Genomic DNA, 21916 nt, shown 5'->3' with positions numbered 1-21916 from the left:
CAGCAGGCCGGATGCAAAACCGGCAAGGGAGGATTGTCAGGCCGTGCAGGGCTGGTTCGTCGTCATCATTGCGATTGCCTATGTGACGTTGCTGTTCGCCATCGCCAGCCTCGGCGACCGGCGCTCAACGACATCCGGGTCTGACCGGGCCCGGCCCTTCATCTATGCGCTCAGCCTGGCGATCTACTGCACCTCCTGGACGTTCTTCGGTTCGGTCGGCCTTTCCTCCGAGCGCGGCCTTGAATTCCTCGGCATCTATATCGGCCCGGTGCTGGTGTTCGTGTTCGGCTTTCCGCTGCTTCGGCGCATCGTCAGGCTGGCCAAGACAGAGAAGATCACCTCGATCGCCGACTTCCTCGGCGCCCGCTACGGCAAGAGTTTCGCCGTAGCAGCGATTGCCACGCTGATCGCGACGGTCGGCGCGGTGCCTTACATGGCGCTGCAGTTAAAGGCGATTTCCGGCTCGGTCAGCCTGATGGTCGAGCATTATACCGGCTCGCCGCCTTCGTTCGATCCGTTCGTCAGCGACATCTCACTGGTCGTCGCCATGCTGCTCGCGCTGTTTGCGGTGCTGTTCGGCACGCGCCACGCCGACGCCACCGAGCACCAGGACGGGCTGGTGCTGGCCGTCGCGGTGGAAACGGTCGTCAAGCTCGCGGCCTTCCTGGCGATCGGCCTGATGGTGACGTTCCTGATCTTCGGCGGCCCGGGCGATATGGTCGACAAGCTCGCCGAGAATTCGCAAGTTCAGCAAGCGATGAGCTACAGCACCTCGCTCGCAACCTGGCTGGTGCTGACGTGTTTGAGCGGTTTCGCCATCATCATGCTGCCGCGCCAGTTCTATGTCACCATCGTCGAGAACCGCAGCGAGGCCGAACTGCGCACCGCGACATGGGTGTTTCCGCTCTATCTGGTGGCGATCAACCTTTTCGTGCTGCCGATCGCGCTCGCCGGCCTGGCGCTGGTCGGCACCAGGACCAGCAGCGACCTCTATGTCCTGTCGCTGCCGCTGCTCAGCGGTCACGATGTGTTGGCCATGGCCGCCTTCATCGGCGGCCTGTCAGCGGCCACCGCGATGGTGATCGTCGAAAGCGTCGCGCTGTCGATCATGATCTCCAACGATCTCGTCATTCCACTGTTCGTGCGTCGCCTGCTCAAGACCACGACATCGGAGAACGAGGACTGGTCAGCGCTCATCCTCAACGTGCGACGGGCGGCGATCTTCATCATGCTGTTCGTCGCCTTCCTCTACTATCGCGAGAGCACCAACAGCGCGCGGCTCTCCTCGATCGGCCTGATGTCGTTCGCCGCGATCGCGCAGTTCGCGCCGGCCTTGATCGGCGGGCTGATCTGGCGCGGCGCCAACGGTAGGGGGGCGGCGCTCGGCATGGTCGCCGGCATCGTCGTCTGGAGCTATACGCTGCTGCTTCCTTCGCTCGCCGCGTCCGATACCGGCATCGTCGTCCACGGCCTGTTCGGTTTCGAAGCGTTGCGGCCGCAAGCGCTGTTCGGCACCGTCGCCGAGCCGCTGAACCACGGTGTCCTGTGGAGCCTGTCGGTCAACACGCTGTTCTTCGTGCTAGGCTCGCTGTCGCGCGCGTCGGTGCCGCTGGAGCGCATCCAGGCGTCGATTTTCGTGCCGCGCGAGGCGAGCCCGATGCCGAGCCTGCGCCGCTTCCGCACCACCGTCACCGTCAACGACCTCAAGGACACCATCGCGCGCTATCTCGGCGTCGAACGCACTGAACGGTCGTTTCAGTCGTTCGAAAAGAGCAACGGCGCTTCGCTGCACGGCAACGAGCAGGCCAGCATGGACGTCATCCGTTTCTCCGAGCAGCTTCTGGCAAGTGCCGTCGGCTCCTCTTCGGCGCGGCTCATCCTGTCGCTGCTGCTGCGCCGCAATGATCGAGAGGCGAAGGACGCCTTTCGCCTGCTCGACGACGCCACCGAAGCGTTGCAGCACAACCGCGACCTGCTGCAGATCGCGCTCGACCAGATGGAACAGGGCATCACCGTCTTCGACAGGGATTTCCGGCTGATCTGCTGGAACCGCCAATATCGGGCGCTGTTCGACCTGCCCGACGAGATGGGCCAGGTCGGCGTCTCGCTCGACCGCATCCTGCGCCACCTTGCCGAGCGCGGCGACATTCCGGCCGACCAGCGGGTGACGATGCTCAACCGCCTCACCAGCTTCGTCAGCCCCTGGCAGATGGAGCTGAAGACCAGCGGCCGCATCCTGGAATTGCGCTCCAACCCGATGCCGGATGGCGGCATCGTTGCCACCTATGCCGACATTTCCGGGCGCGTTGATCAGGACCTGGCGCTGAAGCGCGCCAATGAAACGCTCGAACAGCGCGTCAAGAACCGCACCGTCGAACTGACCCGCGTCAACGAGGAGCTGGCACAGGCGCAGATGCTGGCGGAGGAGGCCAATCTCGGCAAGACCCGCTTCCTCGCTGCCGCCGGCCATGACATCCTGCAACCGCTGAACGCTGCTCGTCTCTATTGCTCGTCGCTGATCGAAAAGGCCGGCAAGGGACCTGCGGGCAAGGCCGCGATCAACATCGAATCCTCGCTGGAATCGGTCGAGACCATTCTCGGCGCAGTCCTCGACATTTCCCGTCTCGACGCCGGCGCGATGAAACCGGACGACACGGCCTTCAGCCTGGACGGACTGCTGCGCCAGATCGGCAACGACTTTCAGCCGCTTGCCGCCGAGAAGAAACTCAGCCTGACGATCATGCCATCGTCGCTCAGCGTGACGACTGACCGCAATCTGTTGCGCCGCCTGATCCAGAACCTCGTATCCAATGCCATCAAATACACCCGCCATGGCCGCATCCTGGTCGGCGTGCGGCGGCGCGGCGAACTGGCCGAGATACAGGTGATCGACACCGGCATCGGCATTGCCGCCGACAAGCTGAACACGGTCTTTCACGAATTCACCCGGCTCGATGAGGGCGCCCGCGAAGCCGAAGGCCTGGGGCTCGGCCTTTCGATCGTCGACCGCATCGCTCGCGTCTTGCGCCTCGAACTCCAGATATTTTCAAGCCCGAGCAAGGGCACACGCTTTTCCGTCGTCCTGCCGGTCGCGGCAGTGCAGGAGCCGCGGCGCGAGATCGAGGCCAAGGCGCCGGTCCGCACGGCTGCTTCGCTTGCCGGGCTCCGCGTGCTCTGCATCGACAACGACGCCCGCATCCTCGACGGCATGCGGCTGCTGCTCGAAGGCTGGGGCTGCAGCGTCGACACGTTTGCCGGCTCGAGGGATCTCGAGGGGTCCGGCATGCGTCGGCCCGACATCGTGCTTGCCGACTATCATCTCGACGGCGAGACCGGCCTTGACGCCATCGCCAAACTGCGCGCTATCCATGGCCATGACATGCCGGCGGTGCTGGTCACCGCCGACCGCTCGAGCGAGGTGCGCGCCAGCGCCGGCAGGCTCGACGTGCCGGTGATCAACAAGCCGCTCAAACCAGCGGTGCTGCGCTCGATGATGGCGAGGGTCAGGCCGCTGGCGTCGGCAGCCGAGTAAAGCCGGAGGGTCAGCCGGCCGCCGCCAGCGGGTCGCTGCCGATCTTGGACAGCAGGATCACCGCCTGGGTGCGGCTGTCGACGCCAAGCTTCTGCAGAATGGCCGAGACATGCGCCTTGATCGTCGCTTCGGAGACACCGAGCTCGTAGGCGATCTGCTTGTTGAGCAGACCTTCCGCCAGCATGCCGAGCACGCGCGTCTGCTGCGGCGTCAGCGTCTGCAGCCGCTTGATCAGATCGGATATCTCGGGATCGCGCTCGACGCCGAGATCGATGCCGGTGGGCGCAGCGATGTCGCCGGCAAGCACCGACTGCACAGCGCTGCGGATCTCCTCCATGCTGGCCGATTTGGAGATGAAACCCGAAGCGCCGAGGTCGAGCGCGCGCCGGATGGTCACCGGGTCGTCATGTGCCGACACCACCACCAGCGGCACCGTCGGATGGATGCCGCGCAGCGAGATCAGACCGGAAAGGCCGCTAGCGCCTGGCATCGACAGGTCGAGCAGCACCAGATCGACGTCCTCATTGGCCACGACCAGCGCCTTGGCGCTTTCGAAATCGCCGGCCTCGTGAATGCCGGCGACGTCGCCGATGCCGGCAAGCGCCTCTCTCAGCGCACCGCGAAAAAGCGGATGATCGTCAGCGATGACGAAAGTATAGCCTGACGGCACATGGCCCTCCCCGAATCCCATTGATGATTGTCTGCTTCTTGCGGGATCAGTCGAACGATTATGCGGCGATATCAGCCGTTTTCAAGCGGCAAGCCGGTGCGCCGGGCTTCCCCGGTGAACGGTGCTCAGGTTTTTTGCGAATTTGGCTTGAGGCCATCCTCGCCGCTGTCCTTTTCCATGTCCTTGACGATGCCCATGAAGCCGCGCAGGAAGCGCTCCATGTAGCTCATCGTCTTGTTGAAATCCTCCTCGCTGGGCAATGTCGACTCAAAGCGGGCGGCAAGCGAGTTCTCGAGCTTGACGACGCGCTGGTCGAGCGCCTTCACCGAACTTTGCAGCCGGTCGATCTCGTCCTGGAAGGCGGCGCGTTCATCGGCCGCCATCTTGCAGACGAGCTGGCCGGAACGCTCCTCGCAGATCGACATCGCACCGGTCTGCGTGTCCATGCGGACATAGCCGGTGGCCGACTTTTCCAACCGGTAGCGGTCGGCTTCCTCGGAAAAGGCTGATGCCGCGACGAGCGAGACGAGGGCTGCAGGGATCAAGACGTGCTGCGGACGCATATTGTTTGTCCTCCATAGGCCAGTAAGCGCAATCTTATCGCATGTTTGCGCCGGAAATGGGGAAGAACCCTGGCCCGCTCTTCCCCGTACGATTGGTTCGGACTATAGCGCAACCATGTCTCAGCTTATCTACAAGATAGTGCCTGAACCGCTGTGGCGCGAGGCCGAAAGAAATCGCCGCTTCACCGGCGCGCCGATCGATGTCGCCGACGGCTTCATTCATTTTTCCACCGCCGGCCAGGCCAAGGAAACCGCGGCAAAACACTTTGCCGGCCAGACCGGGCTGCTGCTGGTCGCCGTCGATGACGCCAGACTGGGTGATGCGCTGAAATACGAGGTCTCGCGCGGTGGTGCGCTGTTCCCGCATCTTTACGGCCCGCTCGACCTCAACGCCGTCGTCTGGGTGCAACCATTGCCGCTCGGCACCGATGGCCGGCACCAATTCCCGACGCTGGAGGCCGAATGAGCGTGCTCGACCGGCTCGGCCAGAGGTTCCTGTTCGCATTCGATCCGGAAGCCGCCCACGGCCTGTCGATCGCGGCGCTGAAATGCGGGCTGCCGATAGGCGGGAGACCCGTGCGCGACGACAGGCTGAAAGTCAGCGTCTGCGACATCGATTTCCCCAATCCGCTCGGCATGGCCGCCGGCTACGACAAGAACGCCGAGGTTCCCGATGCGCTGCTTGGCCTTGGCTTCGGCTTTGCCGAGGTCGGCACGATCACGCCGCTGCCGCAGGCCGGCAACCCGAAGCCGCGCATTTTCCGGCTGACATCCGACGAAGCGGTGATGAACCGGCTGGGCTTCAACAACGAGGGTCACGCGGCCGCCGAACAACGGCTTGCCGCCCGCAAGGGCCGCGCCGGGATCGTCGGCGTCAATGTCGGCGCCAACAAGGACAGCACCGACCGCGTCGGTGACTATGAACGCGGCGTTGCCAGGTTTGCGCCACACGCCAGCTATCTGACGGTCAACATCTCCTCGCCGAACACGCCGGGCCTGCGCAACATGCAGGCGCGTGAACAGCTTGGCGAGCTGCTGTCGCGCGTCATGGCCGCACGTGCGGCAGCGGCCGCGCAGCCGGCCATCTTTCTGAAGATCGCGCCGGACCTGGTCGAGGCCGAACTGGAGGATATCGCCGCCGAGGTCACCGAGAAAGCAATAGACGGCGTCATCGTCTCCAACACGACCATCGCGCGGCCGCGGCTGCGCAGCGCCGATCTTGCCGGCGAGACCGGCGGGCTTTCGGGAAAACCGCTATTCGAGCGCTCGACGATCGTGCTGGCAAAGATGCGCAAACTGCTTGGCCCGGACCCCGCCATCATCGGCGTCGGCGGCGTCGATTCCGCGGAGACGGCACTTGAAAAGATCCGCGCCGGCGCCGATCTCGTCCAACTCTACACCGGCATGATCTATGCCGGGCCGGCACTGCCGGGCCGCATTCTTGCCGGTATGGCCCGGTTCGCGGACATGCAAAGGCTCAAATCACTGCACGAGTTGCGCGATACCAGCCTCGATCAATGGGCATCCAAGCCGCTCTGACCCGAAGTCGCTCTAAAAAGCACCTGCCGCTCATGCCCCTGCAGATCGTTCATCATCCCGACTACGACGCCGGTTTTGCCGTCAATCATCGCTTCCCGATGAGCAAATACAAGCTGCTGATGGAAGCCTTGGGCGCTCGCGGACTGGCCGGCCACGCCGCGCTCAATGTGCCCGAGCCGGCCCCGGCATCATGGCTGAAGCTTGCCCATGCCGCCGGCTATGTCGACCAGGTGCTGGCCTGCGAAGTGCCAGAAAAAATCGAGCGCGAGATTGGCTTTCCGGTAGGCCCGCGCGTCTCGCTCAGGGCGCAGCTCGCAACGGGTGGCACCGTGCTGGCGGCGCGGCTGGCGTTGCTGAACGGCATCGCCTGCAATACCGCCGGCGGCAGCCATCATGCGCGGCGCGCGCAAGGCGCCGGCTTCTGCACCTTCAACGATGTTGCGGTGGCTTCACTGGTGCTGCTTGCCGAAGCCGTCGCCGGCAATATCCTGATCGTCGATCTCGACGTGCATCAGGGTGACGGCACGGCCGACATTTTGGGCGCTGAACGGCGGGTTTTCACCTTTTCCATGCATGGCGATCGTAACTATCCGACGCGCAAGATCGCTTCCGACCTCGATATCGCCCTGCCCGACGGCACCGGCGATGCGGCCTATCTCGAAACGTTGGGCGGCATGCTGCCGGAACTCACCGCCAGGGCGCGCTGGGACATCGTTTTCTACAATGCCGGGGTCGACGTCCATGCCGAGGACCGGCTCGGCAGGTTGTGGCTGTCGAACGAAGGGCTGCGTGCCCGCGACGACATGGTGATCCGTCATTTCCGCGCGCTCGGCATCCCGGTCTGCGGCGTTATCGGCGGCGGCTATTCGACTGACTTGGCGGCTCTGGCCGCGCGCCATGCCGTCCTGTTCGAAGTGGCCTCAGGCTTTGCCTGACGCACGCTGACCTTCGGTTCGGCGTCTGCTCTATTTCCGGTAGTTGGCGATCCTGAGCAGGATGAAGGCTGGAATGACGATCGCCGCGCCCAGCAGGATGTAGCCGAGGAAACGGTCAATAGCGCGGAAGCCGAGGTTCCAGAGATCGACGAAGACATTGCGGATGCCGTAGAGCACATCCATCGGCGACCAGCCGAAAGCGTTCATGACAAGGCCGACTAGGAACGACAGCACCAGCAGCTTCAGGAGCACCCGGAGCGGCGTGTCGCCGAGAAAGCGCGTCAGTGCGGACAAGGCGTGTCTCCAGATTCGGTTGCCCCGATTCGGGCACAGCTCCAAAAATAACGCACTTGGCCGCCCGGCATCAAGGCGATCGCTCAGTTGCTGCGGTCGGCGCTTTGCCGAATTGTGCTCTTGACACTTATGTTGCAGTGCAGCAAAATTGGGCGACAGAGGGTAACCAGTTGATATCGAACTGCCAGACTCATCGCCCGGTGATGGACGGACTGCGCTGCCTCACCGTGACTTGCGAACACAGGGCTTCTTGAATGAAGTACAGGCGCGATATCGATGGTCTTCGGGCCGTTGCGGTACTGCCGGTCGTACTCTTCCATTTCGGCATCTCGGCAATTCCAGGCGGCTTTACCGGCGTCGATATCTTCTTCGTCATATCTGGTTACCTGATCACCGGAAGCCTTCTGGACGACCTTGAACGCGGCCAGTTTTCGATCGTCAGCTTCTACTGGCGCCGCGCCCGGCGCATTCTGCCGGCGCTGATCTTTGTCACGCTTCTCACCTGTATTGCGGCCCTGTTCATTCTTCTGCCGTCGGATCTGCATGAATTCAGTCTCAGCGTCATAGCTGCTTCGACTTTCTGGTCGAACATCTATTTCTGGAAAACGTCAAATTACTTCTCGATCGATGCCGAGCTCCGACCGCTGTTGCACACGTGGTCGCTTTCGGTCGAGGAACAGTACTATATCTTTGCCCCGATCCTGATGTTCCTGATCTACCGCTTTTTTGCCAAACGCTGGCTGACGATACTCCTGCCGATCATCCTCGGCAGTTTCGTGCTGGCGGTCATGGCGACGTGGCTGGCGCCAAACGCGGGATTCTACCTGCTGCCGACACGGATCTGGGAGCTCATGCTGGGCGCCGTGCTCATGCTGAAACGCCCCCAGCCCCTGAGCAGCCGGTTTCTAATGGAACTGCTCGGGTTGGCCGGATTTGGCCTTCTCGCCATCGGGTTCTTTGCGATCTCGGAGAGCGATCCGTTCCCGGGCTACAACGCCTTGTATCCCTGCGTCGGAACGGTCCTGCTCATCTATGTTGGCCAAAACAGCCCCTCGACGATCGCCAGCCGCATACTAGAAGTCCGGCCGCTGGTCTGGATCGGCCTCATCTCCTATTCACTGTATCTTGTTCACTGGCCGATCAATGCGTTCGCGCACTATCTCTCACTAGAAGAATTCGACCCGTCGATGACCGTTGCGTTGACGGTAGCAAGCCTCGCGCTGGCTGCGTTTTCCTGGAAGTACGTCGAGCAGCCGTTTCGGCAGAAAAGGAGCTTCACCGCCCCGGCGCCCATCTTCGCCTTTTCAGCGGGCGCAATCGCTGTTCTTTGCCTTGGCGGGGCGGCCGGGGCGCTCGGCAACGGCTTTCCGCAACGCTTTCCAGACTATGTCCAACAGCGGATTCCTGTCGGGGACTGGGGCAATGGCACCTGTTTCAACGAGGGCTTCAGCCGGATCGAAAACTGGAATATCGAGGATTGCACCCGCACACGCGGCTTCCCTACAACTGTTTTGTTGTGGGGTGACTCGTTCGCCGCCCACTATGTTCCAGGCCTGGACGCCAACATAAATCAACTCCGGGCCAATATCGTGGAATACACCTACGCGGGCTGTCCCCCGATACTCTCCTACTTCTCCTATGGACGCCCGGATTGCATGCGGTTCAATCAGCAAGCCCTGAAGATTATCCAGGACGCTGGCATCAAGACGGTCGTGCTCAGCGGTCGGTGGACCGATTATGAGGCCAGAAGTTTCGACAGTCTCCAGCAAACGATCGATACCGTTCGTGGTCTGGGTGTGCGCGTGTTTGTCATCGGCCAGTCCCCGCAGTTCATAACCGATGTTCGGAAAATCGCGTTCTTCGCAAAGCGCGAAAATCTCGATGATACGTCCTGGCCAATGGCCATGGATCCCGACATCAACAACCGTGTGCGCGCATTTACCAAAGGCGCCACCTTTATCGATCCGCTGAATTTCCTCTGTAGCGCCGGACGTTGCTCTTACGCCGACGCAGGCCAGTTCCTCTATTTCGACTATGGCCATTTTTCTACCATCGGGGCCACTCTGGCAATTTCGAAATACTGGCCGGCCTTTGCCACAGACGATGCCGTTGCCACGACGGAGTAACAGTCGGCCCGCTGGCAAGGCACGAGTGCACACGAGTATACGCATAACGATTGCCCGAATGCCGGCTTGCGTGGTAACGAGGCTGCTGCGCGGGTATGATGTAATGGTAGCTTGTCAGCTTCCCAAGCTGAACGCGCGGGTTCGATTCCCGCTACCCGCTCCAGCTTGCCCAGTCGGGCCGGCCGGCGCCGCACCTCACAGGACCACATGATCAGGTGAGCGGCAAACATCAGCCGGATAGAACATAACGTGATTCTAAGAAGAGGCGGCAACAAAAGACGCTGATCCGCGTTTGCGCTTGATCTGAAGGCCAGCCAGGGAGAACCCAAATGGCCGACGACAAGAGCAATAGAGGTTCTGGCGACGGAAACCGCGTCGCGCGCGACCAAGACTATGAATTCCGCTATTTCGCTACCAAGTTCGGCCTCTCAATACCGCAGATCCGCGAGCTTTTTGGCAAGCACGGCAATGATCGCGAGACCCTGTATCGGGAGGCTCGGAAGCTCGGAAACGCCGTGACCACACAAGAACGGATCTCGAACGACGACCGAACCTTTCACAACCAGGGCCGCCCATGATCGGCAAGAGACATAGCCAAGAAGTCGAACATGAGAGCGACCATTTCTATCTGTGTCCGACAGGCGGCCAAGTCGTAGATGCTCGGGACCTGCGGCATGTCAATTGGCACGAGCCGCTGGAACTCGATGCCTGATCTGCTCAAAAGGCACTGCGATGTTCGGCAAAGACCTCCTGGTTCACATGCTCGACCGCCGCGACACCCTGCCGCCAGACGAGATCGCGCTCATTGGGGCTCTTCCAGTTCGGCCGGTAACTTTCGGACCCGATGAGGAGATCGTCAGGGAGGGATCCCGCCCCACCGAAAGCTGCCTTGTCGCGAATGGGTTCGCAGTTCGAAACCAGGCTATTCGGGAAGGAAAGCGTCAAATAACGGCAATTCACGTGCCGGGAGACTTTGTCGATCTGCATAGTTTACTGCTAAAAGTGATGGACCACAGCGTGAGCGCGCTGGGTTCGTGCGATGTAGTTTTCATTCGACACAAAGACCTGCTTACAGCAATGGGTGGAAGTCCACATCTCACCCGGATGCTCTGGCTTTCGACGACTATCGACGCCTCGATCCAAAGGACTTGGATAACCTGCCTCGGGCGTCGCTCCGCCAAACAGCATCTCGCACATATAATTTGCGAGTTGTATGTCCGATTAGAGATAGTCGGATTGGCCTCTGACCAGAAGTTCGCTATTCCACTGACGCAAGCGGAAATGGGGGACGTGCTTGGTCTATCTGTAGTTCACGTGAATCGGACACTGCAGGAGCTTCGAGCGAAGGACCTGGTTATCTGGAAAGACCGGAGGATTGTTATCCTTGATTTCCAGCGATTGGCCTTACTGGCCGACTTTGATACGACTTACCTAAATCTCTTCCATGAGCCACGGTGACCGCCCTCGGCCAAGACGCGTCGGCGCACTGGTGCGGCATCAAGATTTCTCGTCAAATAAACAATGTGAATGAGCCCTCGCTCCGGATCGATTACGGCTGGGTTCAATTGGCACAGTTGACGTCAAAGAAGGATTGCACATGCGTGAGCTCGAAAATCTCATCGAACAGTATGTAAATAGTCGGAGGCGGCGCCATAGTTTCATATCGACGGGGCTCGCCGTTAAGGCACTCAAACAGATCGTACCGGCATGTTCGGTCTCAGATTCCGACCTCGCGAACATGATTGCCAATCGTGCAATAGACTACAACCTTCCGGTGAGCTTTGACCTTAATGAGAGCTAGGCGTGGCGCGTCATTATGCAGTCCGACCATGAGCCTTCCGAGGCCTACGAAACGGTCAAGGAAGAGGCCGACCGGCAAGGCTCGGGTGGAGATGCAGGCACCCTAGCAGGCAAGGTCGGCACAGTTGTGGAATCGACCGCAAACAGAACTGAGGAAGCCATTCGCGATCGTTTGCCGGGGTCGTCGGACGGGTCTCAGCCACCTCGTAGCTCGCCACCGGCCTGAAGGCCAGGTCCATAGGACGTCATCCGGCATCGTCTCCGGCGCGCGCCCGGGCCTTGCGAGAGCAGGTGGCGGGCCAGTCCGCTTTGCTACGGGGCAAGCTCGTCGACGGCGCCGGCGGTCTCGTCCTTGAACTCGACCTTCGTGCCCGGCTGCACGATGGAGCCGAGATCTTCGACATCCCAATTGGTCAATCGGATGCAGCCATGCGAGAAGGTCGTGCCGACCTTGCCAGGTTCGGGCGAACCGTGGATGCCGTAGCTTTCGATGGAGAGATCGATCCACACCGATCCCACGGGATTGTTCGGCCCGGCAGCGATGGTGAAGGGACGCTTGGTCTTGACTCCCTTGAAGGCAAAATCCGGATCGTAGTGATAGGTCGGATTGCGTACCACGCGCTTGACCTCCGCCGTGCCGCTTGGCGCCGGGTTTTCATCGCTGCCGATCGAGGCGGGGTAGACTGCGAGCCATTTGCCGGAAGGGTCGAGCACGCGCACCAGGCGAGCGTCCTTGTCGACCTCGATGCGGGCTACGCCCGCGGGAGGATCGCCGCGGCCAACATCAGGCACGATCAAGGTCTTGCCGGGCCTCCTGAAGCCGACGCCCGGATTGAGCATCCTGAGCAACTTTTCGCTGACATGGAAGCGCTCCGCCAGCTTCTCCACCGCGTTGCGATAGGCGAGCCGCCGCAGGCGGGCCATCCTCTCCATGCGAGCCGGAATACGCCTGGTGAAAGGTCCGCGCAAATCCTTGCGCGTCACCTCATAGGTGACCAGAACCGGGTCGGCGGAGGTCGCCGTGAGCTTGCTCCAGGTCTCCGCAGTGAGCTTGCCATCGGATCGGAGTCCGTTCGCCTGCTGAAAGGCGCCGACTGCCTTGGCGAAGTTCTCTGAGAGGCGACCATCGATCAGCCCCGGCGAGAAGCGGGCGCGATCCAAAAGAATCTGCGCCTTGAGCAGCGTCGGATCGACATCCTTCGAATCGCCGGCGGTGAATTGGGCGTGGTTGACGGTCGCCAGGTCCAGCCCGGCCGAACGCGCCCCGCCGCACGCGACAGCAAGCATCGCGGCGAAGACGAGGAGAAGCCTGATCATAGATAGCCTCCCTGGGGACCTGCACAGGAGCCCGCTTCTATGACGCGGCACGGCCCTGTGTGGTTCCTTCGCTCGAGCGATATTCTGATTGAAGCGACATGGCGGAAGAGTGAATTGGCAACGGATCGCTTGATTTAACGCCGTCAGCCCACCTCTCGCAAAATGAAGTCGTGCAGCATCTTGGCCGCCGGCGACAGCACGCGATTTTTTACGGTGATCAGACTGTAAGGCCTGACCTCGATGTCGAATTCGGTCTGGACGACGTCGATGGCGCCGGCCAGCCCCTCGGGGTTCTGGATGAATTTCGCCACCTGGATCGACACCGGCGCGATGGCGTCCGACTGCGCGACCATGACCAGGGTGAGCAGCAGCGAGCTGGTGTTGAGGATGCGGTCCGGCAGCGCGATGTTGCGGTTCAGGAAATTGCTCTCCATCGCCTGGCGCAGCGGCGAGCCGCCCGACTGGAAAACCCAGTCATAGGCGGCGGTCTGCTCCAGCCGCACCGCCTTGCCCTTGGCCAGCGGGTGGCCGCGGCGCACAATGAGGCAGGCTTTTTCGACGCCGATGACGCGGGCCTCGAACAGCCGCGGATTGAGGTCCTCGGGGATGCGCGCGATGATGAAATCGTGACGGGTGGCGATCAGTTCGCGCGCCAGCACATTGGAGGTCTCGACCTGCATGGTGATCTCGATACGCGGATAGATGCGCCGGATCTCGCGGATCGCCGGCACGGCGAGCTCGATTGCAGGGGCCGTCACCGCGCCCAGGAACACCGAGCCGCCCTTGCCTGCCTTGAGCTCGGATATCTCGCGGTCGACCTCGCGCATCTCGAGCAGGATCGAACGCGCGCGCCTCGCCAACGCCTTGCCATAGGGCGTCAGCGTGATGCCGCGCGGCAGCCTCTCGCACAGCTTGACGTCGAGCACCGCCTCCATCTCGGCGATCATGCGCGAGGCGGCGGGCTGGGAGATGTTCATGACCTGGGCTGCCGCGCTGACCCGGCCATGGTCGTCGAGGGCTGCGATCATGCGCATGTGGCGCAGACTGAGGCCGCTGCGCAGCAAGGTCTCACTCCTGCCGGGACGTTCCCAATAACCCTCTGAAAGTCCGCCAGAATCCCGTAGCGCCGCCATGATATAAGTTTGCTCCCCGCTGGTGGCCGGCCGGCAATCCCGGCCCGATCTTTTGGCCACTTTCAATTCTTTTGGCCACTTTCAGTATACCAGTTTGGGTATGGCAACTACCAAAGATCGCATTTGACAGTTATGGCAAAGCGCCACACCTTTGCGCGTCCTGAAACCTGACCGTCGCCAGCGAGAAAAATCGCATCGACCGGAACCAGAGTCTCAGGGCCGATTGGGAGGATACCGGAGATCGATATGGCGGCAGCGGCGCGTTTTGGCGCTCCTGCACGATCGCGCGGCCCACGAAACCCAGGGTGCGCGTCCATCAACCAGGGAGAGTTAATGTGAAGATCATCAAGACACTGGCCGCCGTCGCGGCCCTTAGCATCGCGGCCATGACGGTCCCGGCGCAGGCAGGCGAAGGCCTCATCGGCGTGCTGATGCCGACCAAGACCTCGCAGCGCTGGATCAACGACGGCGACGCCGTCAAGTCCCAGCTCGAGGCTCTGGGCTACACTGTCGACCTGCAATATGCGCAGGACGATATCCCCAATCAGCTCAGCCAGCTCGAAAACGAAATCACCAAGGGCCCAAAGGCACTGATCATCGCCTCGATCGACGGCACCACCTTGTCGGACGCGCTGCAGAAGGCGGCTGACGCCGGCGTCGTCGTCGTCGCCTATGACCGGCTGATCAAGAAAACCCCGAATGTCGACTACTACACCACGTTCGACAATTTCGGCGTCGGCGTCATCCAGGCGAAATCGCTGCTCAAGGGCCTCGGCTATCCCGACAACAAGGGTCCGTTCAACGTCGAACTGTTCGGCGGCTCGCCCGACGACAACAACGCCTTCTTCTTCTACGACGGCGCCATGTCCGTTCTGCAGCCGCTGATCGACGACAAGACCCTCGTCGTGAAGTCCGGCCAGATGGGCATGGACAAGGTCGGCACGCTCCGCTGGCTGGCAGCCACCGCCCAGGCCCGCATGGACAATCTGCTCTCCGCCCACTACTCGGATGGCAGCCGCGTCGATGGCGTGCTCTCGCCATATGACGGCCTGTCGCGCGGCATCATCGCCTCGCTGCGCGCCGTTGGTTACGGCACGGCCGATCAGCCATGGCCAATCGTCACCGGCCAGGACGCCGAAACCGCTTCGGTCAAGGCGATCATCGCCGGCGAGCAGTACTCGACCGTGTTCAAGGACACCCGCGAACTCGCCAAGGCGACGGTCGAGCTCGTCGACAAGGTGCTCTCGGGCGGCAAGCCGGAAGGCCTCGACACCAAGACCTACAACAACGACGTCAAGGTCGTCCCTTCGATCCTGCTGACGCCGCATGATGTCGACAAGTCGAACTACCAGGCCCTGGTGGTCGATTCCGGCTACATCAAGGCCGAAGAGCTGAAGTAACCGCAGACGTAAAACCCCGGGGTCCTGCGCAACGCAGGGCCCCGCTTCGTCAGTGAACGACCCCGGTGTGTTTCCGGACCTCGCAGGAGTGGTATTCACGATGGCCTCGACGATTTTGGAGATGCGTGACATCACCAAGACGTTTCCCGGCGTCAAGGCGCTTTCGAACGTCAACCTCAGCGTCGAGGAAGGCGAGATCCACGCCGTGGTCGGCGAGAACGGCGCCGGCAAGTCGACACTGATGAAGGTGCTGTCGGGCGTATATCCAGCCGGCACCTATGACGGCGAAATCGTCTATCGCGGCGATGAGTGCCATTTCAAAGGCATCCACGACAGCGAGCGCCGCGGCATCGTCATCATCCACCAGGAACTCGCGCTGGTGCCGATGCTGTCGATCGCCGAAAACATCTTCCTGGGCAACGAACACGCCAGCTACGGCATCATCGACTGGAACGCCAACGAGACGCGCACCAGCGCTCTGCTCAAGAAGGTGGGCCTCAAGGAAGACCCCAAGACGCTGATTACCAATATCGGCGTCGGCAAGCAGCAACTGGTCGAGATCGCCAAGGCGCTCAGCAAGGAAGTGCAGTTGCTGATCCTCGACGAGCCGACGGCGAGCCTGTCCGAAAAGGACAGCCAGGCGCTGCTCGACCTGCTGCTCGAATTCAAGCGCCAGGGCATCACCTCGATCCTGATCTCGCACAAGCTCAACGAAATCAACCGGGTCGCCGACAAGGTCACGATCATCCGCGACGGGCGGACGATCGAGACGCTGGCGAAGAAGGACATCTCGGAAGACCGCATCATCACCTCGATGGTCGGCCGCTCGCTGGACGACCGTTATCCGTCGCGCGAGCCTGACATCGGCGAGATCGTGCTCCAGGTGAAGAACTGGTCGGTCTATCATCCGATCCATGCCGAGCGGCAAGTGATCAAGGGTATCGATATCGACGTCCGCAAGGGCGAGGTGGTGGGCATCGCCGGGCTGATGGGCGCCGGACGCACCGAATTCGCGATGAGCCTGTTCGGCCGCTCCTACGGCCGCGGCATCACCGGCGAGGTGCTGCTTAAGGGCAAGCCCATCGATGTCTCCTCTGTCAGCAAGGCAGTCGAACACGGCATTGCTTACGTCACCGAAGACCGCAAGACCTACGGTCTCAATCTGATCGATCATATCAAGCACAACATCACGCTGGCCAATCTTCCCGGCGTGTCGCGCCACAGCGTGATCGACGACATGCGCGAGCTCGCCGTCGCCAACGACTACAAGGCCAAGACCAACATCCGCTCGTCCAGCGTTTATCAGATGACCGGCAATCTATCGGGCGGCAATCAACAGAAGGTGGTGCTGTCGAAATGGCTGTTCGCCAATCCGGAGGTGCTGATCCTCGACGAGCCGACGCGCGGCATCGACGTTGGCGCCAAGTATGAAATCTACACGATCATCGCGCGGCTCGCCTCGGAGGGTAAGGCGATCATCGTCATCTCGTCCGAGATGCCCGAACTGCTCGGCATCACCGACCGTATCTATGTCATGAACGAAGGACGTATCGTCGGCGAAATGGCGGCGAGTGATGCCAGCCAGGAAAAGATCATGCGCGCCATCGTTCGCGGAGAAGGAAAAGCATCATGAGCACCGAAAGCGGTCCCGTCCCGAAAAGCGGCGTCGCCGAAGATGTGCAGCAAGGGCCGCGCATCGCTGTCTCGGCGCTGGTCACCAACCTGCGCGAATACGGCCTGATCCTGGCGCTTATCGCCATCATGGTGTTCTTCCAGTACACGACGTCCGGAACGCTGTTCAAGCCGGTGAACTTGAGCAACCTGGTGCAGCAGAACAGCTTCATCATCGTGATGGCGCTGGGCATGCTTCTGGTGATCGTCTCCGGCCATATCGATCTCAGCGTCGGCTCCGTCGCCGGTTTCATCGGCGCGCTGGCGGCGATGATGATGGTCATCTGGCCTCTCGGCCCTTTCAGCAATCCGCTGGTGGTGTCGATCATCTGCCTGATCGTCGGGGGTGCAATCGGCGCGGCACAAGGCTACTGGATTGCCTATCACCGAATACCGAGCTTCATCGTCACGCTGGCGGGGATGCTGATCTTCCGCGGCATCTGCCAGGCGCTGCTGGGTGGGGGGTCTTCCGTGGGGCCGCTTCCGGTCGGCTTCAAGGCGCTCAGTTCCGGCTTCATTCCCGACGTGATCGGCTCATTGACGCTGATACCGCCGGTGGTGAACGCCGCCGGCAAGACAATCGTCGGCAGCGGCCTGACGCTGCACATGACGACGATCGTGCTCGGCATCGTCGCCGTGGTCGCCTATGCTTATTTCGGGCTCAGGGCACGGCGCAGCCGCGAGCGGCATGGCTACGAAGCCGAGCCCTTCTCGCTGTTCGTCGTCAAGACCCTGGTGACCAGCGCCCTGGCGCTATTCCTGGTCTACCAATTCGCCACCTACAGGGGCCTGCCAATCGTTCTCGTGGTAATGGGCGTGCTGATCGCGCTGTTCGTCTTCGTCACCAAACGCATGACGGTCGGCCGCCGCATCTACGCAATGGGCGGCAATGCCAAGGCGGCGCAGCTATCGGGTATCAAGACCGAGCGGCTGACCCTGATGGTGTTCATCAATATGGGCGTGCTCTCGGCGCTCGGCGGGCTGATTATTGCGGCGCGCCTTGGCCAGGCGGTGCCGGCGGCCGGCCTCGGCAGCGAGCTCGACGTCATCGCCGCTGTGTTCATCGGCGGCGCTTCGGCGATGGGCGGCGTCGGTCAGGTTGTTGGCGCGGTGGTCGGCGGTTTCATCATGGGCGTCATGAACAACGGCATGTCGATCATGGGCGTCAATGTCGATTGGCAACAGGTGGTCAAAGGCCTGGTGCTGCTCGGCGCCGTGGTCTTCGACGTCTACAACAAGAACAAGGCTTGAGGGCGAGGGAACTCATGCATGTCGCCAAACGTGTGCAGCGTGTTGGGACAACGGCACGCATGAAAGCAAGGATCAAAGCGGGCCCGTTTTCAAACGCGGCGCGCTTTTAGGAGGCACGGGTCACATCGCGGCGCTGCCGGGCGACGCAAGGAAGTCCCCCTAGGGGACCGGGCCCGCGAGCGCAATCCGGACGAAGAATTTCACCCGTGGCGCGGACACCGTCCGAGCTGCGCCAGGAAAAGCTTGCCAGACCGGCAGGCCGGCCAAGGCAATTGAGAGAGGGTACGTCATGCTGATTTCCCAGATCCTCGACGAGGCGGAGACCATCCGCGTCGTCGCCCGCAACGGGGGCAAGACCAGAATCATCAACGGCGCCCGCAGCGTCTATTCGCTGGCGATGGAGGCCGCGCGCACCGGCACCGGGCTTGTCGCCCTCATCGAGCGCAAGGGTTTTGGTGAAGCGGTCGACCTCGATGCCGCCTACAAGAAGGGGCGGCTGTTGTCGCCGATCAACCATCCCGACCCGGCGCATCTCCACCTCACCGGCACCGGGCTGACACATCTCGGCTCCGCCGCGACCCGCGATTCCATGCACAAGAAGCTCAGCAGCGACGGCGAGGAGCAGCTCACCGATTCCATGAAGATGTTCCGCATGGGGCTGGAGGGCGGCAAGCCGGCCAAGGGCCAGACCGGCGTGCAGCCGGAATGGTTCTACAAGGGCAACGGCACCATGGCAGTGGCGCCCGGTGCGGCACTTCTGTCGCCCGCCTTCGCCGAGGATGCCGGCGAGGAGCCGGAAGTCGCCGGCATCTATGTCATCGGCGACGACGGCGTCCCGTTCCGCGTCGGCTTCACGCTGTCAAACGAGTTTTCCGATCACGTCACCGAGCGCGTGAACTATCTTTTCCTCGCGCATTCCAAGCTGCGCAACGCTTCGTTCGGACCGGAGATCCTGATCGGCGAGCTGCCGTCCGACGTCAGGGGTTCCTCGCGCATCCTCCGCGACGGCCAGCTGCTCTGGGAAAAGCCTTTCCTGTCGGGCGAGGCGAACATGTCACACACCATCGCCAATCTCGAACATCACCACTTCAAATATTCGGCCTTCCGCCAGCCGGGCGACGTGCATGTGCACATGTTCGGCACCGCGACACTGTCCTTCGCCGACGGCGTCAGAACCGAGGCCGGCGATGTCTTCGAGATCGAGGCCAAGGATTTCGGCCTGCCGCTGCGCAACCCACTGGAAATCGAGCAGCCGGTGAAGGTGGCGGTGAAGGCGCTGTGACGGCGTGATCTCCCCCCTTGAGGGGGAGATGTCGCCGAGGGCGACAGAGGGGGTCGTCTCGCGTGGAGCGCCAGCCCCCTGCGTCTGCGATAAAGAGAGCCAGGCCCGGCCGGACCGACCCCCTCTGGCCTGCCGGCCATCTCCCCCTCAAGGGGGGAGATTGGCAGCTTCGACCTCTCAATAAATATCGAAGTCGAAATATTTGGCCTGGATCTTCTTGTAGGTGCCGTCGGCGACGATCGCGTCGATTGCGGCGTTGAGCTTTTCGCGCAGCGCAGTGTCTTCCTGGCGCACGGCGATACCGGCTTCGGTCTCCGTGCCCTTGACGTCGCCGACCATCTTGCAGCAGTCGTCGCTCGACTTCTTCATCCAGTCCATCAGCACGAATTTGTCTGAAAGGACGGCATCGAGACGGCCGTTCATCAGGTCGGCGACCGCCTCCTCCTGGGTTGGATAGAGCTTCGCCTCGGCGCCGGCCTTGCCATAGACATCCTGGGCATAGTCGGCCTGGGTGGTCGAAGCCTGGGCGCCGACTGTCTTGCCGGCGAGTGCCGCCGGTTCGGTCGAGGCAATATCGCTGTCCTTCAAGGCCACCAGCGAAAGCGGCGTCGTATAGTATTTGTTGGTGAAGGAGACCTGCTTCTTGCGCTCCTCGGTAATGCTCATGGACGCGATGATGGCGTCGAACTTTTTGGCCTGGAGCGCCGGGATCATGCCGTCCCAGTCCTGCGTGACAAGTTCGCATTCGACCTTCATCTGAGCGCAAAGCGCATTGGTGATGTCGATGTCGAAGCCGACGAGCTTGCCATCCGCGGTGATGGTGTTGAACGGCGGATAGGCGCCTTCAGTGGCGATCTTCAACTTTTCCTGTGCTTGCGCCGACAGCGACCCGACTGACATCGCCAGCATGACGGCTGTTGCTGCCGATGCGATCCATCTTGAAATGTGCATTTTTGTTCCCCTTGTTCAACCGCGTTGACGGCTAGGCACAGCCAAGCACGGCCCGCGGGGTCAGGCAAGCATGGTCTGATCATAGCGGGCGATCAGCGCGCGGCGCGAAAATGCTTCGACAGTTTCAGGCCCTGTGCCTGATAGTTCGAGCCGAGATCTGTGCCGTAGAGCGCCTGCGGCCGCTTCAGCATATGCTCGTAGACCAGCCGTCCGACGATCTGGCCGTGATCGAGGATGAACGGCACTTCGTGGCTGCGCACTTCGAGCACGGCCCGGCTGCCGGTGCCGCCCGAGGCCGAATGGCCGAAACCCGGATCGAAGAAACCGGCATAGTGGACGCGGAATTCGCCGACCAGCGGATCGAAGGGCGTCATCTCGGCGGCATAGAGCGGCGGCACATGCACCGCTTCCTGGCTGACGAGGATATAAAATTCGTCCGGATCGAGCACCAGTTCGCCGGCGCCGCTCTTGTAGAGCGGGTCCCAGAAATCGACGACATCCTGCGCGGCGCGCTTGTCGACATCGACCAGGCCGGTGTGGTGCTTGCCGCGGTAGCCGACCAGCCCGTCCTTGTCGCCATCGAGGTCGATCGACAGTGCGATGCCGCCGCCGGAAATGTTCGGCGGCTCGGTGGCGACGAGCGTCTCGGCACGGTGCAATTCGTGCAGCTCGCTTTCCGACAAAAGCGCATTGCCGGTGCGGAACCGGATCTGCGACAGCCGCGAGCCGGCGCGGACGACGATCGGAAAGGTGCGCGGGCTGACTTCGAGATAGAGCGGGCCGTTGTAGCCGGCGGCGATCTTGTCGAACTCGTGGCCGCGATCGGTCATCACGCGGGTGAAGATGTCGAGCCGCCCGGTCGAGCTTTTTGGGTTGGCCGAGGCGGAAATGTTTGCCGGAAGCGCCAGGCTCTCGAGCAGCGGCACGATATAGACGCAGCCCGTCTCCAGCACCGCACCATCGGTGAGATTGATTTCGTGCAGCTTCAGGCGGTCGAGTTTTTCAGCAACCCTGTGGTTGGGGCCGGGCAGGAAGGAGGCGCGCACCCTCCAGGCCTTGTCGCCAAGCCTGAGGTCCAGGCTGGCCGGCTGGACCTGGTCGGCGTCGAGCGCGCGCGGCGACTTCAGCGCGCCCGACTGGTACAGCGCGGAAATATCCTGATCCGGAAGAATGCCTGTCTGCCGCAAAGTCTGGCTCCGCTCGAAGGCCGGGCGTGGTCTCGTCTTGTCGCAGGTTCTTGCCGTGGAACCCGCTGGTACAAACCTCTTAATCATGCCGGCAATTGACGCAAGCGCGGCGCAGGTCTAAAGGATCGTTATCCCGTGGTGATTTGGCCGGTCGGCTTGCAGCCACGTTAAACAAGTCGCTAAAGGACCGTCGGGCCGAAAGGCCGTACGACCGGTTGCGACTTTCGCGGCCGGTTTTTTTGTGTTTGGACCATTTTTTGTGTTT

The 21916-nt window shown here is 61.9% G+C and carries 18 protein-coding genes, 1 tRNA gene and 1 riboswitch; of the genes, 12 read left to right on the top strand and 7 right to left on the bottom strand.

All coding sequences use genetic code 11. The features are described 5' to 3' along the window. The first annotated feature begins 43 nt into the window (after positions 1–43). Positions 44–3532, top strand: coding sequence for a hybrid sensor histidine kinase/response regulator (locus tag AC0L2K_RS20690; RefSeq protein ID WP_473532173.1), 3489 nt, complete (start codon positions 44–46; stop codon positions 3530–3532). Between the two features lie 10 nt (positions 3533–3542). On the opposite strand, the gene AC0L2K_RS20685 is transcribed toward AC0L2K_RS20690, so the two are convergent. Both AC0L2K_RS20685 and AC0L2K_RS20680 read right to left on the bottom strand, forming a co-directional pair. Continuing rightward, positions 3543–4202, bottom strand: coding sequence for a response regulator transcription factor (locus tag AC0L2K_RS20685; protein WP_023803301.1), 660 nt, complete (start codon positions 4200–4202; stop codon positions 3543–3545). 125 nt (positions 4203–4327) lie between these two features. Then, positions 4328–4765, bottom strand: coding sequence for a hypothetical protein (locus tag AC0L2K_RS20680; protein ID WP_023803302.1), 438 nt, complete (start codon positions 4763–4765; stop codon positions 4328–4330). A gap of 115 nt (positions 4766–4880) precedes the next feature. On the opposite strand from AC0L2K_RS20680, the gene AC0L2K_RS20675 reads away from it, so the two are divergent. From AC0L2K_RS20675 to AC0L2K_RS20665, 3 genes are read left to right on the top strand one after another with little or no spacing between them, the layout of a single operon-like run. Next, positions 4881–5231: a DUF952 domain-containing protein gene (locus tag AC0L2K_RS20675; protein ID WP_128247553.1), complete on the top strand. Its 351-nt coding sequence runs from the start codon at positions 4881–4883 to the stop codon at positions 5229–5231. After that, positions 5228–6304 (top strand): quinone-dependent dihydroorotate dehydrogenase, encoded by a 1077-nt coding sequence (locus AC0L2K_RS20670; protein ID WP_473532172.1) that lies wholly within the window; start codon positions 5228–5230, stop codon positions 6302–6304. Before AC0L2K_RS20675 ends, AC0L2K_RS20670 begins: the two co-directional genes overlap by 4 nt. A gap of 32 nt (positions 6305–6336) precedes the next feature. After that, a complete protein-coding gene (locus AC0L2K_RS20665) occupies positions 6337–7239 on the top strand; it encodes a histone deacetylase family protein (protein WP_128169128.1) in 903 nt (300 codons plus the stop codon). A 30-nt stretch (positions 7240–7269) separates the two neighbouring features. Here AC0L2K_RS20665 and AC0L2K_RS20660 read toward each other — a convergent pair whose 3' ends face one another. After that, positions 7270–7533, bottom strand: coding sequence for a DUF6460 domain-containing protein (locus AC0L2K_RS20660; RefSeq protein WP_027155530.1), 264 nt, complete (start codon positions 7531–7533; stop codon positions 7270–7272). Between the two features lie 254 nt (positions 7534–7787). On the opposite strand from AC0L2K_RS20660, the gene AC0L2K_RS20655 reads away from it, so the two are divergent. The 4 genes from AC0L2K_RS20655 to AC0L2K_RS20640 all read left to right on the top strand — a co-directional run bounded on the left by AC0L2K_RS20655 (position 7788) and on the right by AC0L2K_RS20640 (position 11117). Beyond that, complete coding sequence (locus tag AC0L2K_RS20655) at positions 7788–9659, top strand: acyltransferase family protein (RefSeq protein ID WP_473532171.1); 1872 nt, start codon at positions 7788–7790, stop codon at positions 9657–9659. 89 nt (positions 9660–9748) lie between these two features. Further along, positions 9749–9822: transfer RNA gene (locus tag AC0L2K_RS20650), tRNA-Gly, on the top strand. A 166-nt stretch (positions 9823–9988) separates the two neighbouring features. Next, positions 9989–10237 (top strand): DUF3606 domain-containing protein, encoded by a 249-nt coding sequence (locus AC0L2K_RS20645; protein WP_023802203.1) that lies wholly within the window; start codon positions 9989–9991, stop codon positions 10235–10237. 154 nt (positions 10238–10391) lie between these two features. Then, complete coding sequence (locus AC0L2K_RS20640) at positions 10392–11117, top strand: Crp/Fnr family transcriptional regulator (protein WP_473532170.1); 726 nt, start codon at positions 10392–10394, stop codon at positions 11115–11117. Between the two features lie 654 nt (positions 11118–11771). Here AC0L2K_RS20640 and AC0L2K_RS20635 read toward each other — a convergent pair. Both AC0L2K_RS20635 and AC0L2K_RS20630 read right to left on the bottom strand, forming a co-directional pair. Further along, positions 11772–12776: a L,D-transpeptidase family protein gene (locus AC0L2K_RS20635; protein ID WP_473532169.1), complete on the bottom strand. Its 1005-nt coding sequence runs from the start codon at positions 12774–12776 to the stop codon at positions 11772–11774. A 143-nt stretch (positions 12777–12919) separates the two neighbouring features. Continuing rightward, the gene (locus AC0L2K_RS20630) at positions 12920–13909 is read right to left on the bottom strand and encodes a LysR family transcriptional regulator (RefSeq protein WP_473532168.1); all 990 of its coding nucleotides are present in this window, start codon (positions 13907–13909) and stop codon (positions 12920–12922) included. A 335-nt stretch (positions 13910–14244) separates the two neighbouring features. On the opposite strand from AC0L2K_RS20630, the gene chvE reads away from it, so the two are divergent. The 4 genes from chvE to araD1 all read left to right on the top strand — a co-directional run bounded on the left by chvE (position 14245) and on the right by araD1 (position 19513). Next, entirely contained in the window at positions 14245–15309 is a 1065-nt protein-coding gene (chvE, locus tag AC0L2K_RS20625; protein WP_287241617.1) for a multiple monosaccharide ABC transporter substrate-binding protein, read from the top strand. A gap of 100 nt (positions 15310–15409) precedes the next feature. Continuing rightward, positions 15410–16942, top strand: a complete 1533-nt coding sequence (mmsA, locus tag AC0L2K_RS20620) for a multiple monosaccharide ABC transporter ATP-binding protein (RefSeq protein ID WP_287241614.1) — start codon at positions 15410–15412, stop codon at positions 16940–16942. Then, entirely contained in the window at positions 16939–18231 is a 1293-nt protein-coding gene (gene mmsB, locus AC0L2K_RS20615) for a multiple monosaccharide ABC transporter permease (RefSeq protein ID WP_128169181.1), read from the top strand. Before mmsA ends, mmsB begins: the two co-directional genes overlap by 4 nt. 289 nt (positions 18232–18520) lie before the next feature. Continuing rightward, positions 18521–19513 carry an AraD1 family protein gene (gene araD1, locus AC0L2K_RS20610; RefSeq protein ID WP_023802192.1) on the top strand — a complete coding sequence of 331 codons (993 nt, stop codon included), beginning with the start codon at positions 18521–18523 and terminating at the stop codon, positions 19511–19513. A gap of 177 nt (positions 19514–19690) precedes the next feature. On the opposite strand, the gene AC0L2K_RS20605 is transcribed toward araD1, so the two are convergent. Continuing rightward, complete coding sequence (locus tag AC0L2K_RS20605) at positions 19691–20464, bottom strand: ABC transporter substrate-binding protein (RefSeq protein ID WP_287241612.1); 774 nt, start codon at positions 20462–20464, stop codon at positions 19691–19693. A 92-nt stretch (positions 20465–20556) separates the two neighbouring features. Next, positions 20557–21651: a 2'-deoxycytidine 5'-triphosphate deaminase gene (locus tag AC0L2K_RS20600; RefSeq protein ID WP_023802190.1), complete on the bottom strand. Its 1095-nt coding sequence runs from the start codon at positions 21649–21651 to the stop codon at positions 20557–20559. A 125-nt stretch (positions 21652–21776) separates the two neighbouring features. Beyond that, a riboswitch (SAM riboswitch) is annotated at positions 21777–21854 on the top strand. The last annotated feature ends 62 nt before the right edge of the window (positions 21855–21916 follow it).

The sequence above is a fragment of the Mesorhizobium sp. WSM4817 genome (assembly GCF_055811135.1).
The sequence above is the reverse complement of the archived record's forward strand: the minus strand, read 5'-3'. Positions and strand labels throughout refer to the sequence as shown.

Excerpts from the sequence above, each read along its gene's own strand:
- AC0L2K_RS20680 (WP_023803302.1), bottom strand. The coding sequence starts at position 4,765 with ATGCGTCCGCAGCACGTCTTGATCCCTGCAGCCCTCGTCTCGCTCGTC.
- AC0L2K_RS20675 (WP_128247553.1), top strand. The coding sequence starts at position 4,881 with ATGTCTCAGCTTATCTACAAGATAGTGCCTGAACCGCTGTGGCGCGAG.
- AC0L2K_RS20670 (WP_473532172.1), top strand. The coding sequence starts at position 5,228 with ATGAGCGTGCTCGACCGGCTCGGCCAGAGGTTCCTGTTCGCATTCGAT.
- AC0L2K_RS20665 (WP_128169128.1), top strand. The coding sequence starts at position 6,337 with ATGCCCCTGCAGATCGTTCATCATCCCGACTACGACGCCGGTTTTGCC.
- AC0L2K_RS20655 (WP_473532171.1), top strand. The coding sequence starts at position 7,788 with ATGAAGTACAGGCGCGATATCGATGGTCTTCGGGCCGTTGCGGTACTG.
- AC0L2K_RS20645 (WP_023802203.1), top strand. The coding sequence starts at position 9,989 with ATGGCCGACGACAAGAGCAATAGAGGTTCTGGCGACGGAAACCGCGTC.
- AC0L2K_RS20640 (WP_473532170.1), top strand. The coding sequence starts at position 10,392 with ATGTTCGGCAAAGACCTCCTGGTTCACATGCTCGACCGCCGCGACACC.
- AC0L2K_RS20635 (WP_473532169.1), bottom strand. The coding sequence starts at position 12,776 with ATGATCAGGCTTCTCCTCGTCTTCGCCGCGATGCTTGCTGTCGCGTGC.
- AC0L2K_RS20630 (WP_473532168.1), bottom strand. The coding sequence starts at position 13,909 with ATGGCGGCGCTACGGGATTCTGGCGGACTTTCAGAGGGTTATTGGGAA.
- mmsA (WP_287241614.1), top strand. The coding sequence starts at position 15,410 with ATGGCCTCGACGATTTTGGAGATGCGTGACATCACCAAGACGTTTCCC.
- mmsB (WP_128169181.1), top strand. The coding sequence starts at position 16,939 with ATGAGCACCGAAAGCGGTCCCGTCCCGAAAAGCGGCGTCGCCGAAGAT.
- araD1 (WP_023802192.1), top strand. The coding sequence starts at position 18,521 with ATGCTGATTTCCCAGATCCTCGACGAGGCGGAGACCATCCGCGTCGTC.
- AC0L2K_RS20605 (WP_287241612.1), bottom strand. The coding sequence starts at position 20,464 with ATGCACATTTCAAGATGGATCGCATCGGCAGCAACAGCCGTCATGCTG.